The organism is Staphylococcus pragensis (assembly GCF_004785665.1).
GTDB lineage: Bacteria > Bacillota > Bacilli > Staphylococcales > Staphylococcaceae > Staphylococcus > Staphylococcus pragensis.
On record NZ_SRPJ01000002.1, the window covers coordinates 87,190 to 104,705 of the forward strand.

Genomic DNA, 17,516 nt, shown 5'->3' on the forward strand with positions numbered 1-17,516 from the left:
GTGCCGTCTCAGCCTGTAGTCTTCGACTGGCACTGCTTCCCTAGGAGTCTACGCAACTACGTTTCGTTATCTATCTTAGAACGTCTTACACAAGTGCTAATGCACTTGTGTTCATTATTAAAATACTCCGCAAGAGTCGCGCAACAACATTCGTAGTTTATCTTTAAATATATAGTGGGCTATGTCAATTTAATAAGATGCTATAATATAAAGGTCGCCTATCTCTCGGGCGTCTATCTTGACGTAGAGAGGGGGGTGCTTAGATGACAGATATTCTTGTTCACATCGTAACCACAGTCATAAGTGGTTGTATTGTTGCGTTATTTTCGTATTGGCTACGACAACGCGATAATAAGTAAATAGGCGACGAAGCCACACCAAAAAATCCCCTCACTACTGCCATAGTGAGGGGATTGGTGCATTAAATGCAGATATTCTTGTTAAGTTGATTATATCATTAGCGTAGAAGAAAATGCAAAACGAAGGCATGAATATCAAATGCACTGTCCTCAACTTATAAAGAGATATCACTGTTTAGTCAATAAGAAGAAATGGTAAAATAAAGTAAATCTAATTATTGAAGGTGATTGCATGATTATTATTAATGCCAAACTAAAAGTAAATGAGGACTATCGCGATGACTATCTAGATTTAATGAAAAAGCTAGTAGAAAGTTCTCGTCAAGAAGAAGGCAATACATTCTATAGCCATTACGAAGATGTAGACGAACGTAATTCATTTGTAGTGGTTGAGAATTATAAAGATCAACAAGCAGTTGAAACACATAACCATTTAGAACATTTTAGAGTATTTAGTGAAAATATCGGCAAGTACATTACCGAAGAACCTGTCATTGATGTAGCCGAAACAAAATAAATCTCATAAATACTAACTTACCTAGTCTTTGCTAGGTAAGTTTTTTAAATAAAACAACCTAGAAATATGAGAGATTAAAACATGTTATCATAGTCATGTATGTTTCATAGAAAGGAAAGATAACATTGGGAAATGTATTACATTCTCTTATTACGTTTGATACGACTAAGATTGACCCAATGAAAGGTCTCCGTCAAGGTTTACTCATGATTATCCCAGCCTTAGTAGGTTATCTATTAGGAGACTTTAATATTGGTTTATTAGTATCAACAGGGACCTTAGCGCATGTTTATGTTTTCAAAGGGTCCCCTCAATCGATGCTTAGAACCGTGATTCTATGCTCGATTTCTTTTGCCATCTGTATGATGCTCGGAACATTAACGGTGACGCAACCTGTTCTTTACGGTTTTATATTACTCCTAGTAACAGTCATACCGTTTTATATTTTTAGTGCATTAAAGATTGCTGGCCCGTCTTCTACATTCTTCTTGGTCACATTTTGTTTACCTAGTAACTTACCTGTTGCACCTGACCAAGCGTTATTTCGTGGCTTGGCTATTTTAGGTGGGGGAGCACTTGCAACATTTGTTGTGCTATTGATGATTCTTTTTCAAAAGCAGAAAGTTGAAGATCGTGCGATTACATCAGACTTTAAAATGATTCATGAGTTAATGCATCACTTTAATGACACTGAAAAGTTTAAAGAAGTGTCGCAATCTGCAGTAACTGCATTTAAAAACTCAGATGAATTATTGATTACTGCCACAGCGGGAGCAAAATCAAAATTAAATTCACGTTTCCAACGCTTGTTATTACTCCATACCTCAGCACAAGGGATTTACTCTGAATTGCTTGAGTTACATGAACAAAATATTCGTCCATTACCTCAAGATTTAATAGATATGATGGATGTAACAATGCGTAATGCATACCGTCATAGTGCTAAGCGTGAGAATTGGACGAAAGAAGTGCATGTGAATGATGAGTTCGACAATCTATTACAGCACATTCTAAAAATTGATGAAATTGCGAATTTAAATGCAAATCAAATTGAACATCAAGCGAGCGTTAGAAAGCCATTATATAGTCAACGTATTCTTCATAATTTAACACTGGATTCTATCGTTTTCCGTAACACGCTCATCTATGCTGTGATATTAGGAGCAGCGATTTTCGTATCATTAGCCTTTAATATTCAGAAATCGTATTGGATTCCATTATCGGCACACACAATCATGTTAGGTATGACGACACGACGCATGTTAGACCGTTCCGTTGCCCGTGGTTTAGGTACTATCCTAGGAACTTTATTACTATCAGGTATTCTGTTCTTTAATCCACATCTCGTTGTAGCGGTCATTATCATGGGCTTAGCCGCAATGGTAACAGAGGCGTTTGTAGGTTCAAACTATGCCTTTGCCGTTATATTCATCACAACGCAAGTTATCTTATTAAACGGCTTAGCATCACATAATCTATCTATTTCCATTGCGTATACACGTATTTTTGATGTCCTCATCGGAATTGTGATTGCCATCGTAGGTATCTTACTCATTAACCATCAAACAGCTTCAGCCATGTTACCACGTACAATTGCTGAAGTAGCACGTAAAGAAGCGATTCTGTTCCATTATTTATTCTCTGAAAATGCACACCAAGATACAAAACGTGAAAGAAAAGAAAGCTTTGAATTATCCGTTAAAATGAGTAATATGACTCAGACTTATAATTCAGCGAGTGGTGAATTATTCTCTAATAAAGCCGTTTTACGCTATTATTATCCAAGTATTTTCGCATTAGAAGAAATCAACTTTATGTTAATGCGTGCCATGCAAAATAAGGATCGCCAACATATTTCAGATACACAAATGGGCGAATATTTAGTTACATTTGAAAATGTAGCGAAACATTTCGAACTTCAAAGTAGTTTGGATGTTAAAGAATTATCAGATTTACCACAGTATAATTATTTAAAATCAGCGCTAATGAAACTACAAAGCAACTGTGTCGCATCACGTAAAGATGTCGATGATACTGAAGTGAAATCAGCTACTGAAGCATAAAGTTTGTTTACAGGCAGGCGTTTCATTTTCAAGTCACGTGGTAAAACCTTATTAAGATGAATAAGAGGAGTGTGACACTATGCCTTGGACAATGGACGATTATCCAAATACTTGGAAGAACTTTGATGAACTTGAACGTAAAAAAGCAATTGATATCGGTAATGCCATGTTAAAAGATGGCTATAAAGAAGGTGACATTATTCCAATTGCTACAAAACAAGCGGAAGATTGGTATAAAAACGCAAGTCAAAATGAACTTGATGAATTAAAAAATAAACATATAACACAACATCAAAAAGATGACTCAGCTAATCCGGAATTAAACGAAGAAAATGTGCATGTATACTTTGAAGATAATGAGTGGAAAGTGAAAACAGAAGGCGCGAAACAAGCTTCTGATTCATTCGATAAGAAAGAAGACGCGAAACAACGTGCACAAGAAATCGCGAACAATCGAGATACTAAAGTCATCGAACACAAAAAAGATGAATAATAAATAACCCACTTATCCCAAACAAGTTCAAAAGCTTGTTTGGGATTTTTTAGTAGTTCTTAGATAGATATTCACTCGTTTAAGTTGTTTCGATTTCCCACAAGAACGCGAGTAACTTAAGCAAGCGACTCGTTCAAGAGTTATATAACTCAGTCTAATTACCTAGGTTAAATGGGATGGTTATTGTTTTTAGTTCATTTTGCATTTCGATATAATGGAGGTTAAGGAACAAGGGGGAACAGCTATGTACGTAGAAAGAAAACCATCATTGTATATAGAAGAATTGCGAAGCGAATTTAAAGACAGCTTAAATCATTTCAAAGACGGGGATGAAGCCTTTGATAGATTGATTGGCTTTGTTGAACTTGACCATTTATATTCATCTGCTTTAAAAGAAATATGCACGAAATTAGATATTTTAGATGATAATTTTAATCACGTGTATAAACATAATCCCATTCATCATATGGAACGTCGTGTTAAAGAGATGAATAGTCTAGTTAAAAAGTTACAACGTAAAAATTTACCTGTTAGTGCAGAAAGTGCGAAAGAGAACATCTTAGATATTGCTGGTATTCGTGTCGTATGTAATTATTTAGAAGATATTTATGTTATTGAAAAGATGTTATTAAAACAAGAAGACGTTAAACTATTAAAACGTAAAGATTATATTAAACAACCGAAAGAAAATGGCTACCGCAGTTTACATCTTGTCGTTTCAATTCCCGTCTTTTTAGCTGATCGCGTTGAAGTAACGCCCGTTGAAATACAAATTCGTACGATAGGTATGGACATGTGGGCAAGTTTAGAACATAAAATTCGCTATAAAAATAATACAAATACAGAAGATTATAAAGATAGACTGAAAGAATGTGCACTTGAAATTACAGATATTGAAGCGAAAATGCAAGTCATTCATTCAGAAATATCGAATAGAGAAATGGAGTAAGGGGTTCGAATTGAACCCCTTTTAATTATGCCCTAGAATAGATAAATTTGTGATAGAATAATTGATTAGTACTATTTTAAATTTTGAGGTTGATTATGGATAAACGAAATTTTAAGACACAAATTTATCAATTAAAAAATTATGGAAATGAACAGAGCGAAGTGGCATATGCAGGGAATATGGACACAGATAAAACAATTGTATTTCTACATGGCGCACTAATGACATATCGCATTATGACACTATTTGAGCCTTATTTCAGAGAATATAAAATGATATTTATCAATTGTCCGAGCCGTGGCAAAAGTTCAAAAATTGAACGAGAACATCATAATTTAGATGATTATGTTGAACGTATTGAAGATGTCCTAGAACAAATTGTAGAAGAGCATCATATAGATAAAATGATGATTATTGGTTACTCTATGGGCGGGATGATTGGTACGCGGTTATTAAAATTTAATAAACTTCCAATTTCGCATCTCGTCTATTTAAGTAGTGCAGCAAAGATTTCGCCTAATGCGAGTATGGTGTCACGTTTATTTACAAAGAATAGGAAACGTGAACATTTAAAAGACGAACTTGTTGCGATTAAGAACTTGCCACAATACATTTTGAAGAAGACAGTCTATGCACGTAAAGAGAACGGCGTTAGTATTTTATCCTTTGTCGCACCATTAAGAACAATTATTACTGACCTCATTTATACGGTGAAAGCCGATTATATGCCTGATATTGAATCAATTAAACAATTTCCTAAGCTATTATTTATCGCTGGAGAAGATGATGACGTGATTCCTTACACAGATTCCCAGGCAACGATGGAAGAATTTAAGAAATATGGTGGCGAAACAGTAGGTATTCTTTACCCAGGTATTGGCCATATTGATTTTCCTTCTGTTTTAGAGAAGCTACCCAACGGCACAGAAGGAATTATCGACCATATAAAAGACTGGATTGAATCATAGTAAGACAGAGGGCAGACTGCTAGTTATTATTTTTTTGAAAATGGTCTTGCTCATAACGTAACGTCATGAGCTATGTTGAAGGTAGGAGGTGAAGGCTATGTCACATTATTCAATCGGAGAACTTGCTAAACAAAGTGGCCTCACAATTAGAACATTACAATATTATGATCGCAAAGGGTTATTAACCGCTGAACGTCATCACGACTCTAACCGACGTTATTATACAGACACACAACGACACCAACTTCAACTAATATTAATCTTGAAAAAATTTGGCTGTACATTAGATGAAATTAAAACATTACTTTATGAAGATAATGACTTACAAACGTTGAAAATGATGCTTCAACTTCATAAAGAAACAATTGAGCAAGATATGCAACATCAAGCTGAGACTTTAAAACGTATCAATGCGGTACAACAATATATTTCAGAACAATCCAGTTCTTCAATCAATCATTTAACTGACATAGATAATGTTATGAAAAAATCTCAAACACTCAACACAGTAAAAGGTAAAATTTGGCTTAGTGCAGGGTTAATAGGACTCATACAATATTCTGGATTAGTGATTAGCTTGTTAAGAAGCTCAGCGAAACCATTCGTAACAGTGATACCCATTCTAGTAACGTATGCTATAGGGTTAACTACTTTCTATTTCAAGCATATCTCTTATCTATGTCCAAATTGCCAACACGTCTTTAAACCATCATTAAAATCATTCGTCTTAGCAAAACACACAACTAAAACACGCAAACTTCAATGCCCTAAATGTCACGAAACACATTATTGCATAGAAGTAGCAAACGATAATGAATAACGTTAGCATTGCATCCTAGTATGAATAAGCTAGGGTGCTTTATTTTCATTTAAAAAAGAAAGCGCTTGCAAAAATAAGAACAGTATATTAACATACTTGTATACAAGTTGAAGTAAGTAGTAATTAGAGGTGAGTGTTGTGAATCAAGGATATCCAGAACAATGGCTTGGAGGTATGACCAAAGGGGAAGGTGTAGCTGCTGAAATTCGCTTACAAATTGTAAATGGAGAGATTGAGAGCGATACCTTACTTACCGAGAATCAAATCGCAAAACAATTTGACGTCAGTCGTTCTCCAGTACGCGATGCCTTCAAATTATTACAGACCGATCAATTAATACATCTCGAACGTATGGGAGCTAAAGTACTATCATTTGGCGAACAAGAAAAGAAAGAATTATATGATTTAAGACTGATGCTCGAGTCGTTTGCATTTTCAAAAATGAAATATATCGATCGTATTCCTGTAGTCAAAGAAATGCGCAAGCACCTTGAAATGATGAAAGTATCTGTACAATTTGAAGATGCTGAAGCATTTACGCAACATGATTTGCAATTTCATGAAGCGACGATTAAAGCCTCAAATCATCAATATTTACAAACGTTCTGGAACCATTTGAAACCGGTTATAGAATCTTTAGTCTTACTCTCAATGAGAGAGCGCATGGCACATAATAAAGAAGACTTTCACCGTATTCACAGCAATCACGAAGTATTTATTGAAGCCATTGAACATAACGATTCAGATAAATTAAGAGAGGCGTTTCACTTAAACTTCGATGACGTGGGGAAAGATATCGAAAGTTTCTGGTTACGTTAAATAGAAGGAAAGAAGGAATATTATGAAATACATGATTGGCGTTGATATTGGTACCACAAGTACAAAATCAGTGTTATACGACGAGAATGGACAATTCATTATGAAACATAATATAGGCTATCCATTACATACGCCAAACGTAGATGTTTCAGAAGAAAACCCGGATGAATTATTTGATGCGGTGTTAATGACAGTGAAATATGTTGTGCGAGAAGCGGGTGTTAAGAAAGAAGATATTAAATTGATTTCTTTCAGTGCACAAATGCATAGCTTAGTCGCTCTAGATGCGCAACATTCAAGATTAACAGAAAGTATTACGTGGGCAGATAATCGCGCAAGTAAATACGCCGAACGCATCACTCAAGAACATAACGGTCATGAAATTTATCAACGCACAGGCACGCCGATTCATCCTATGTCTCCCTTATCTAAAATCTTCTGGATGAAACATGAGCAACCTGAAATTTATAATCAAACGGCAATGTTTGCTGATATCAAAACATATATTTTCTATCAACTGTTTGAGCAATATGTCATCGATTATTCAATGGCATCTGCGACAGGCATGTTTAATTTGGAACAGTTAGATTGGGATGAAGAAGCTCTCAATCTATTAGGAATTTCAAGAAACCAATTACCTAAACTTGTTCCAACTACGCATATCCTAACAGGTATGAAAAAACGTTACGCTACATTAATGGGTATTGATGAAAATACGCCAATCGTAGTTGGTGCAAGTGATGGCGTACTTTCAAACCTTGGTGTTAACAGCTTTAAAAAAGGAGAAGTTGCCGTCACAATCGGAACATCAGGCGCCATTCGCACAGTCATTAATAAACCACGTACAGATTACAAAGGACGTATCTTCTGTTATGTGTTAGACGAAGACCATTATGTTATTGGCGGACCAGTTAATAACGGTGGCGTTATCCTGAGATGGTTACGAGATGAGCTCTTAGCAAGTGAAGTTGAAACGGCTAAACGCTTAGGCGTAGACCCATACGACGTACTTACAAAAATCGCAAGTCGCGTTAAACCAGGCGCAGAAGGTTTAATCTTCCACCCTTATTTAGCTGGGGAACGTGCGCCACTTTGGAACGCAGACGCACGCGGTTCATTCTTTGGCTTAACACTATCACATCAGAAAGAACACATGATTCGTGCAGCCTTAGAAGGCGTACTTTACAACCTTTACACGGTATATCTTGCATTAGTTGAAGTAATGAATGAAACGCCTAGTACGATTAAAGCAACAGGGGGGTTCGCGAAGAGTGAAGTATGGCGTCAAATGATGGCAGACATCTTTGATACAGATCTCATTGTGCCAGAAAGCTACGAAAGTTCTTGCCTTGGTGCATGTGTCTTAGGTCTTAAAGCATTAGGAGAAATTGAAGACTTTTCTATTATTGAAAAGATGGTAGGAACAACTAACGCACATCAACCAAACCAAGAAACCGTGAAAGTATATCAACAATTAGTCTCAATCTTTATTAATCTTAGTCGTTCATTAGAAGAACGCTACGCAGAAATTGCGGATTTCCAACGTAAGCACATGGACTAAACATGACATCATAATACAAGAACACAAAGGGAGGACTTACAATGTTTGGAGAAATTTGGCCACTTATCAGCGTGGTAATTGGAATATTACTACTCTTATCATTAATCATTTTCTTAAAATTAAATACATTTATTTCATTAATCATTACATCAGTTGTTACAGCTATTCTTTTAGGTATGCCATTAAATAAAGTCATGAGTACGATTGAAACAGGTATGGGAAGTACACTCGGCCACATCGCACTTATCTTTGGACTTGGCGCCATTCTAGGTAAACTACTAGCAGATGGCGGAGGCGCAAATCGCATTGCAGATACATTAATTGCTAAATTCGGTCAGAAACACGTTCAATGGGCAATGCTAGTTGCAGCCTTTATCGTCGGTATCGCACTATTCTTCGAAGTGGGCTTAGTATTATTAATTCCATTAGTATTCACTATCGCCAAACGTGCGAAAGTATCACCACTTAAACTTGGCTTACCAATGGTGACAGCTTTATCAGTAACACACGGTTTCTTACCACCACATCCAGGACCAGTCGTGATCGCTAAAGAATTAAAAGCCAATATAGGACAAGTATTATTATTCGGTATCATCATCGCTATTCCAGTCACTATCATCGCTGGACCAATCTTCAACAAAGTAGCACAAAAAATCATCCCTTCAGCTTATACACGTGAAGGCGACATTTCGGCTTTAGGTTCACAAAGAGAATTTAAAGATTCTGAAATGCCTGGATTCGGCTTAAGTATCTTTACAGCCATCTTGCCAGTGCTCTTAATGTTAATATCAACTATCGTTCAATTAATTACTGGCCATCAAGAAGCTAAAAATCTATTTGAACAAATCATTTACTTCATTGGTACAGCTGGCACAGCAATGTTAATTTCAGTTATCTTTGCCATCTTCTCAATGGGCTTACATCGTGGTAGAAAAATGGACGACATCATGAAATCAGTCACAGATGCGATTTATCCAATCGGTATGATGATCCTCATCATCGGCGGTGGCGGTACATTCAAACAAGTACTTATCGACGGTGGCGTGGGCGATACAATTGCGAAAATGTTTGAAGGTTCAACAATGTCACCCATCTTACTTGCATGGATAGTTGCAGCCGTATTGCGTATCGCATTAGGCTCAGCAACAGTCGCAGCCATTTCAACAACAGGTATCGTCTTACCATTACTACAACACTCAGACGTCAACGTCGCACTCGTAGTACTCGCAATCGGCGCAGGAAGCGTTATCCTATCACACGTAAACGACGCAGGGTTCTGGATGTTCAGAGAATACTTCGGACTAACAATCAAAGAAACATTTCTAACATGGTCACTACTAGAAACCATCATCTCAGTATCAGGAATTATCTTCATCCTATTCATAAGCTTATTTGTATAAAAAGATATTAAAAAGACACTCACTACCAATATTAGTGAGTGTCTTTTTTATCAAAACAAAATGATTATTTACAAAATAGTGGACACACAACCATAAATGGAACTACTAGAGTAGCTCCTGTACCACCCATAGTTAAATTAAACAAGCTATTGCTAGGAAAGAATTCCAAAGAATGATAAACTAACAAATGATATAAAAGACAGAATGTACAAAGGAGTTACTTGAGTTTGAAACAGATTAAAAAAGCGATCATACCTGCCGCTGGTTTAGGAACAAGATTTTTACCAGCAACCAAAGCGATGCCTAAGGAAATGCTTCCTATTTTAGATAAACCAACCATTCAATACATAGTGGAAGAAGCCTCTCGCGCAGGAATTGAAGATATTATTATAGTAACTGGCAAACATAAACGTGCGATTGAAGACCACTTCGATAATCAAAAAGAATTAGAGATGGTACTTGAAGACAAAGGTAAAACAGACCTACTTGAAAAAGTTCAATATTCAACAGATTTAGCCAACATTTTTTATGTTCGTCAAAAAGAACAAAAAGGATTAGGTCATGCCATTTATACTGCTCGCCAATTTATCGGTGATGAACCGTTTGCGGTCCTTCTAGGTGATGACATTGTAGAATCAGACGAACCTGCCATCAAACAATTAATGAATGTATATGAAGAAACAGGACACTCAGTGATTGGCGTTCAAGAAGTACCAGAGAACGTTACGCATCGCTATGGCATTATCGATCCTTTAGACAAAGAAGGACGCCGTTACGAAGTTAAACAATTTGTTGAGAAACCTGCTCAAGGTACAGCACCATCAAACCTAGCAATCATGGGACGTTACATTTTAACACCAGAAATCTTTGACTACCTTAAAACACAAAAAGAAGGCGCCGGCAATGAAATACAATTAACCGACGCCATCGAACGTATGAACAATGACATCCAAGTTTATGCATACGACTTTGACGGCGATCGCTTCGACGTAGGAGAAAAACTCGGCTTCGTCAAAACAACTATCGAATATGCACTAAAAGACCCAAAAATGAAAGACGAACTCATCCATTTCATTAAAGAACTAGGACTATAAAACAATTAAATACATCAAGAAAGCCTAAGACTTTTAAATTAACATTAAAGGTCTTAGGCTTTCCTATTGTTAAAAATAGCTCATCTTATAACAGACTAAATTAAGGATTAAAATATAAAAATATTAATAATACATATTCAAATAAAAGGCCCATCTCATTTTCCGCTAAGATGAGCCTTTAGGGAGTTAATACCTATGTATCTATCCCACTAAAATATAAATCCTTCACTATATATTAGACCGAAATCTAATATATATAAATTATAATATATAAAAATTAATTAAAATACCCCACACAATAGCAATTCCTTGACCAAAAATATCACTTTTTGAACTTTTTCACGTTTTTACGTAAAAAACTATAGCTTCAAACTAATTAATAGTTAAAAGCTATAGCCTAAAAAAGGAGTATTCAATTTCGAAGAACTCAATAATTTTGAAATCGTCCCTACTCACTTCAAATCTTGTAATAGCGCATGAAACTATTACTACTTTATTTTAATATAGTATATTTTCATAAAAAAGAGCGTTCAATAGCAACTTATTGACTATTTTTATCAATTTTTGAGCTAATAATAGTGTATTATTTTTAAAAGAGAACATTTATTATAATTCTGAAAGTAATATTAGTTTCATTAAAGTAAAACTTATGAAAAAGGGAGCATAATTATGTGGTCAAAACTAAATGAAGATGAAAAACTAAAATATCAAAAATTAATTACTAATTTTGCTAGTTTGAGTGAAGCATTCTCACAAAAAAGTGAAGACACAGATACAAATGTTGCTCCAATAGTAAATTCAAAATTTCAAGAAACAGTATTTCAGAAATCTTTTGGAGCTATTGGTGAAGATATTGCTAATACTTCTTATGATGCTTCTCTATTATTAGATGAAGAACATAAATATTTAGTTGGAATAAAATCATTTGGGATAAATTCAGGAGATCAAAAAATAGCGCAATTTAAAAAGAATAGTCAATATGATAATTGGGGTTCAATACTAAACAAAATCTCTGAAAATGCTAAAGCATCTAAAAGTAAGCAAGAAGCAGATGATAAAAATGAAAAGTTATATTATGAACTAGCGACTAAAATAGCAATTTTAAGAAATAAAAGAATAGCATCTTCAAAAGAACAGATAAAAGGGTTTAAAGGGACAGATAAAGATGTCGAGTCTATTTACCATGTATTAATGCCTTCTAGAAAAGGTGAAGAGCCGAAAATTCATGTAGGAGAAACTCCTTACACTTCAATAAATATAGATAACATAAAAATTCATGGTGCTACGAATCTTTCAAATCCTACTAATTTTAAATTTTCAGATGATATACACGATTACAAATATACTTCAGCAGATAGCCAATTGCTTATGTCATTTAAAAATAAAGATATAGTAGTAGAAACATGGGATGTTAATTACATAAAAGATCCCTTTGAAGTGTTTGAGAATTTAAATGAACAATTAAGCTATAAAGATAAAATAAGTAATGATTTGGCTGATCAAGTAGAATCAACAGTTTCTTGGATTATATATAATGAAAATGGAAAAGTAGAAGAAAATTCAGGGTTTAATGGCTTTAATGGAGGTCCTAAACTAAGTAAAGCGAATAATAGTAGAGAAAAAAGAATTGCTAGACTGATAGAGAAATATGGAAAACATTTAACAAAAAATCAACTTACTAAAATAGAAAAAGACTTAAAATCTATTTTATTGAATGAATGGAAAACAAATGAAGAAAAAGAAGAAATGAAAACTATAAGAAGTAACTTAATGGAATACATTGAAACTATAGATAATACAAAACTGGAAAAAGAAGTTCAAAAAATAATATTTAGACCTTTAAGTGAAATGTATATTCCTATTCCAAATTCTAAGCAATTCCATAATAGTTTTCCTGATTTTTTTGGTGAGAATATTGGAAGATTTCAACCTCAACCTAATTCTAATAAGCTATTATTACCAAAAGAAGAAAGAGTATTTAAGCTTGAATTTTTATCTTCAAAAAATACTATTGAAGCTTATATTAATCAAGATAATGGGAAAAGTATTCAGTCTTATAAGGATCAACAAATTTTAGGAGAATGGATATTAAGAGGGGTTTTTCAACTTAAACCACGAGAGATATTAACTAAACAAAAACTGATTGATGTTGGTATTAATGGTATTAGATTATATAAATTTAAAGATTCTACTAGAGGGATTGGCATAGACTTTATTTGGATTGATGAAGAAAATCCTCCAAAAGATGCAATAGGATGGATAGCAAAACAATAGGGAACGTATGTGCGTATTTTGTATACGTAAGCTATTTTAAGTGATATAATAGATTAATAATTTATGGAAAGTGAGTGAATAATATTGACGTCTATGAGCAATGAATCAAAATTTAATAAATATTCACTTGCTGCATTTTTTAGTGGCGTTGGTGGCATCGAGTTAGGATTTACACAAACAGATAAATTCACAATTAATTATGCTAACGAATTTGATAAAAACGCTCAAAATACATATAGAGAAAATTTCGAAGATGTACATTTAGATACTAGAGATATCCATGAAGTAAGGGAAAGTGATGTTCCTGAAAGCGAGGTAATAGTAGGCGGTTTTCCATGCCAGGCCTTTAGTATAGCAGGCTATAGAAAAGGTTTTGAGGATGAAAGAGGAGATTTATTTTTTGAATTACTCCGAATTATTAAAGAGAGAGAACCTAGAGCTATTTTTATTGAAAATGTAAAAAACATGGTCACACATGATGAAGGAAATACTTTTAAAGTTATTAGAGAAGCATTAACGATGAATGGTTATTATATTAAATGGAAAGTTTTAAATGCAAAAGATTATGGTAATATTCCTCAAAATAGAGAGAGGATCTATATTGTAGGTTTTAAATCATCACAGGCATTTAATGAATTTAAATTTCCAGAAAGTATACAGTTAACTACTACTCTAGATGATATCATTGATTTTAATAATGAATTAGATGAGCGATACTACTACCGTAAAGGTAAACAACCTTTCTACGATATTCTTGAAAGTGAAATGCTAGATTCAAACTTTATATATCAATGGAGAAGAAAGTATGTAAGAGCTAATAAAAGTGGAGTTGTACCTACACTAACTGCTAATATGGGGACAGGCGGTCATAATGTGCCATTGATTAAAACTATAAATGGTATACGTAAACTTACCCCAAGAGAAACATTTAATGTTCAAGGTTTTCCTACTGATTTTAAATTACCTTCGGATATGTCTCATGGTCAACTTTATAAACAAGCAGGTAATAGTGTAGTTGTTCCAGTAATAAAAAGAATTGCTGATAATATAGCTAATGCTTTAGAACATGATATATTAAATTACCAACTTAATATTAATGGATACTACAGTTTAATTTATACAAAAATGGAAGGCAAATTTGAAGGGGCTAGTTATATCTCTGTTAGCTTTGATAGTGAAGAAAAATTAAACCAATATATAAAAGAAAATAATATAACTTTTATTACAGATGATGAGTATAAACAAATTACTAAAAGAAAACAAACAAGCGAATTCTATACACTAAAATATTTTAAATAAAATAAGGTCTCACAAGATATTAGCAATTAATATTTTGTGATGCCTTATTTTTTATATTAATTTCAATATTGCAATTAATATTTATTAGCAATAATATCTATATTATAATAATAGTATTAATACTAATATAGGGGAATATTATGAAAATAGATAACGAAAAATATGAAATTTATTTAGAACATATTAATACATTAAAAAAGAAAGGGAAACCTTGGGAAGAAATAATAAATTTAGGACCAAATGATACATCAACGCAACAAACTTTAAATGTCTTAGCATCGCTGAAAGATGAGGAAGAGATTACTGTTACTGAGTGGAAAGAATTAGTAGAAGAAGTTTATGAAATGGAAAAGTCTATAAATATTACTACATTAGGTAGAAATACTAAAAATGATGCCAAAATACCTAATACTTCTTATTCTTCATGGGGAGCATATAGACAAAAGCTTGAAGATCAAGGGTTTTCAGAAAGATCAATCAATAATATACAAAATTCTTCTTATGAAGTATTAAAATCTCTACAATTTGATACAAGAAAAACAGGACCAATCAAAGGCCTTGTAATGGGTAATGTTCAATCTGGTAAAACTGCGAATATGGCTGGTTTGATGGCAATGGCAGCTGATAATGGTTTTAATTACTTTATTGTTTTATCTGGAGTTATTGAAAACTTAAGGCAACAAACTGCTAACAGATTGTACAACGATTTAAAATATCCTAAAGTAAGTACAATAAATAAATGGAATCGTATTGACAACCCTAGTACAAGATCTAAAGATGCTAAAGATAATATAAGTAATTTTAATTTAAATGAGAAGTCCAAAGAAAAATATTTTACTGTTTGTTTAAAGAATAAAGGAAGGCTAACTAGTTTATTCAATTGGTTGAAATCTGATCCAAACAAAGCGAAACAACTTAAGATATTAGTAATAGATGATGAAGCTGACCAAGCAAGTATTAATACTAAAGATATAGAAGAAGATACATCTACAATAAATAAGCTTATTAAAGATATTGTAAATGATAAATCATTTTTAGCGATGAATTATATATCTTATACTGCAACACCATATGCTAATGTGCTAAATGAAACTGCTAACGATTCGTTATATCCAAAAGATTTTATAACTTTATTAGAACCTTCAGAAGACTATATTGGCCCAAAACAAATATTTGGTACAGAAATGCCAGAACAAAGTCCAAAAGTAGATATTATTAAAGAAATTAGTGATACTGATGCTAATTTGGTTAAAGATATTCAAAAAGGTGAAACTAATCAAAATATCCCTAAGAGTTTTAAGGAAGCTATTCAATGGTTTATTCTAACAGTTTGTTCTATGAGAGCTTTATCTTTAAGAAAACCAATATCTATGCTTATACATACTAGTTTTAAAATTGATCATCATGAATTACTCGCTGATAAAGTTCAAAAGTATATTAAAGATTTGAAAGATAATTATAGTGAAGAAATTATTGATCAATTTAAAACAATTTATCAACAAGAAATGTCTGTAATGAATAGACCGATATTTATAGAAGGAATGAAAGAATACTCAACACCAGAAAACGTTCCAGAATACCCATCATGGGATAAAGTGAAATATCAATTAGATAGTTTAATTAATCTAGATAACAATGAATTTATTAGTCATATTCCATTAAATGAAGAAAAAGCTCCTGTATTTCATCGTGGTATACATTTAGCAATTGATAATAGTAGAACTAAAATAAATAACCAACATGTAAGATTGATCTATCCTGAAAAAAATAATATGCCAGAAGTTGCGCCAGCATTCATTGTTATTGGAGGAAATACTTTATCAAGAGGTTTAACTTTAGAAGGACTAACTACGACATACTTTTTACGTACAACAAATCAAGCTGATACTTTAATGCAAATGGGTAGATGGTTTGGATATAGAAAAGGTTATGAGATTTTCCCAAGAGTTTGGTTAGATAATATGGCTAATAAGAGATTCTTATTTTTAAGTCAAATGAATGAAGAGTTAAGGGACGAAATTAAACAATATGCAGAAAATGGAAGTACACCAATTGATTTTGCACCACGCATAAAAAATTCGCCTAATTATCAATTGATTAGAATAACTTCAAATAATAAACAACAATCTGCAGAAGGAAAAGAATTTAATTTTTATGGTTTTAATAGTCAAACTGTGTATTTTGAAAAAAATGAGAAAGTATTAACTCATAATCTTGAAATAACAAATTCATTTTTAAATAACATTACTGAGCCTCAAATAAAGTCTAATAAATTGGTATGGAAAGATATTGATACTCAAAAAGTTAAAGACTTTCTATTAAATTATAAAGTCTCAGAAGTAGATACAAAAATGAGAGCACTCCCAGCTTTAGTTGAATGGTTAGAAAAAAATGGTGGAGATTTACAAGGATGGAGTGTGATTCTATCAGGTACTGGAAGAGTTGATGACAATCATGATAGTGATTGGATGATTCAAGGTCTTCATGTTAATTCTGTTATACGTACTAAATTAGTTGAGCGAAGTAGAGAAGATGTAATTTCAATAGGCACACTTAGGGTTCCTAATGATCTTTATGCAGATATAGATGCAACATTAGAAAAAAATGAAGGGAAATCTGCCAAAATGGTAGATGTCAGAAATACTCGTGAAAAATATGGTTATGGAAATACACCTCAATTAATCATTTATAGAATCAATAAAGGTGATAAAGATTTTAAAATTATCAATTCAAATTCTAGGGAAAAATTAGATTTTCCTAAAGATATTATAGGTATCAATATTATGCTACCGGGTGTGTCGAGAGGTAATAAGGAAACGTATATTTCGGCAAAAATTAATTTAAATAATGAAATTGTTGATGAAGATGAATTCAGCGAAGACTTTGAAAGAGAGGACTAA

At 33.2% G+C, this 17,516-nt stretch carries 14 protein-coding genes; all 14 read left to right on the top strand.

The genetic code is table 11. From position 1 onward, the window contains the following. Positions 1–263: 263 nt before the first annotated feature. The 14 genes from E2558_RS06200 (at position 264) to E2558_RS06265 (ending at position 17,516) form a co-directional block, all read left to right on the top strand. A complete protein-coding gene (locus E2558_RS06200) occupies positions 264–359 on the top strand; it encodes a type I toxin-antitoxin system Fst family toxin (RefSeq protein ID WP_126565520.1) in 96 nt (31 codons plus the stop codon). 232 nt (positions 360–591) lie between these two features. Then, positions 592–876, top strand: coding sequence for a putative quinol monooxygenase (locus E2558_RS06205; RefSeq protein ID WP_126565521.1), 285 nt, complete (start codon positions 592–594; stop codon positions 874–876). A 179-nt stretch (positions 877–1,055) separates the two neighbouring features. Then, a complete protein-coding gene (locus tag E2558_RS06210; protein ID WP_371869275.1) occupies positions 1,056–2,939 on the top strand; it encodes an FUSC family protein in 1,884 nt (627 codons plus the stop codon). A 79-nt stretch (positions 2,940–3,018) separates the two neighbouring features. Further along, entirely contained in the window at positions 3,019–3,432 is a 414-nt protein-coding gene (locus E2558_RS06215; RefSeq protein ID WP_126565523.1) for a DUF2188 domain-containing protein, read from the top strand. Positions 3,433–3,676: 244 nt separating this feature from the next. Continuing rightward, on the top strand, positions 3,677–4,381 hold the full coding sequence (locus tag E2558_RS06220) for a GTP pyrophosphokinase (protein WP_126565524.1): 705 nt from the start codon (positions 3,677–3,679) through the stop codon (positions 4,379–4,381). A 95-nt stretch (positions 4,382–4,476) separates the two neighbouring features. After that, on the top strand, positions 4,477–5,349 hold the full coding sequence (locus E2558_RS06225; RefSeq protein ID WP_126565525.1) for an alpha/beta fold hydrolase: 873 nt from the start codon (positions 4,477–4,479) through the stop codon (positions 5,347–5,349). Between the two features lie 97 nt (positions 5,350–5,446). Continuing rightward, positions 5,447–6,169, top strand: coding sequence for a MerR family transcriptional regulator (locus E2558_RS06230; protein ID WP_126565526.1), 723 nt, complete (start codon positions 5,447–5,449; stop codon positions 6,167–6,169). Between the two features lie 138 nt (positions 6,170–6,307). Further along, positions 6,308–6,988: a GntR family transcriptional regulator gene (locus tag E2558_RS06235; RefSeq protein ID WP_126565527.1), complete on the top strand. Its 681-nt coding sequence runs from the start codon at positions 6,308–6,310 to the stop codon at positions 6,986–6,988. A gap of 22 nt (positions 6,989–7,010) precedes the next feature. Beyond that, the gene (gene gntK / locus E2558_RS06240; RefSeq protein ID WP_126565528.1) at positions 7,011–8,549 is read left to right on the top strand and encodes a gluconokinase; all 1,539 of its coding nucleotides are present in this window, start codon (positions 7,011–7,013) and stop codon (positions 8,547–8,549) included. Positions 8,550–8,590: 41 nt separating this feature from the next. Next, positions 8,591–9,949, top strand: coding sequence for a gluconate:H+ symporter (locus E2558_RS06245; RefSeq protein WP_126565529.1), 1,359 nt, complete (start codon positions 8,591–8,593; stop codon positions 9,947–9,949). A 227-nt stretch (positions 9,950–10,176) separates the two neighbouring features. After that, positions 10,177–11,043, top strand: coding sequence for a UTP--glucose-1-phosphate uridylyltransferase GalU (gene galU, locus E2558_RS06250; protein WP_126565530.1), 867 nt, complete (start codon positions 10,177–10,179; stop codon positions 11,041–11,043). Positions 11,044–11,712: 669 nt separating this feature from the next. Then, the gene (locus tag E2558_RS06255; protein ID WP_126565531.1) at positions 11,713–13,317 is read left to right on the top strand and encodes a hypothetical protein; all 1,605 of its coding nucleotides are present in this window, start codon (positions 11,713–11,715) and stop codon (positions 13,315–13,317) included. Positions 13,318–13,410: 93 nt separating this feature from the next. Continuing rightward, positions 13,411–14,616 (top strand): DNA cytosine methyltransferase, encoded by a 1,206-nt coding sequence (locus E2558_RS06260; RefSeq protein WP_197730823.1) that lies wholly within the window; start codon positions 13,411–13,413, stop codon positions 14,614–14,616. A 140-nt stretch (positions 14,617–14,756) separates the two neighbouring features. Then, positions 14,757–17,516, top strand: coding sequence for a Z1 domain-containing protein (locus E2558_RS06265; protein ID WP_126565533.1), 2,760 nt, complete (start codon positions 14,757–14,759; stop codon positions 17,514–17,516).

Coding starts and splice junctions, on each gene's coding strand:
- E2558_RS06200 (WP_126565520.1), top strand. CDS start 264: ATGACAGATATTCTTGTTCACATCGTAACCACAGTCATAAGTGGTTGT.
- E2558_RS06205 (WP_126565521.1), top strand. CDS start 592: ATGATTATTATTAATGCCAAACTAAAAGTAAATGAGGACTATCGCGAT.
- E2558_RS06210 (WP_371869275.1), top strand. CDS start 1,056: ATGAAAGGTCTCCGTCAAGGTTTACTCATGATTATCCCAGCCTTAGTA.
- E2558_RS06215 (WP_126565523.1), top strand. CDS start 3,019: ATGCCTTGGACAATGGACGATTATCCAAATACTTGGAAGAACTTTGAT.
- E2558_RS06220 (WP_126565524.1), top strand. CDS start 3,677: ATGTACGTAGAAAGAAAACCATCATTGTATATAGAAGAATTGCGAAGC.
- E2558_RS06225 (WP_126565525.1), top strand. CDS start 4,477: ATGGATAAACGAAATTTTAAGACACAAATTTATCAATTAAAAAATTAT.
- E2558_RS06230 (WP_126565526.1), top strand. CDS start 5,447: ATGTCACATTATTCAATCGGAGAACTTGCTAAACAAAGTGGCCTCACA.
- gntK (WP_126565528.1), top strand. CDS start 7,011: ATGAAATACATGATTGGCGTTGATATTGGTACCACAAGTACAAAATCA.
- E2558_RS06245 (WP_126565529.1), top strand. CDS start 8,591: ATGTTTGGAGAAATTTGGCCACTTATCAGCGTGGTAATTGGAATATTA.
- E2558_RS06255 (WP_126565531.1), top strand. CDS start 11,713: ATGTGGTCAAAACTAAATGAAGATGAAAAACTAAAATATCAAAAATTA.
- E2558_RS06260 (WP_197730823.1), top strand. CDS start 13,411: ATGAGCAATGAATCAAAATTTAATAAATATTCACTTGCTGCATTTTTT.
- E2558_RS06265 (WP_126565533.1), top strand. CDS start 14,757: ATGAAAATAGATAACGAAAAATATGAAATTTATTTAGAACATATTAAT.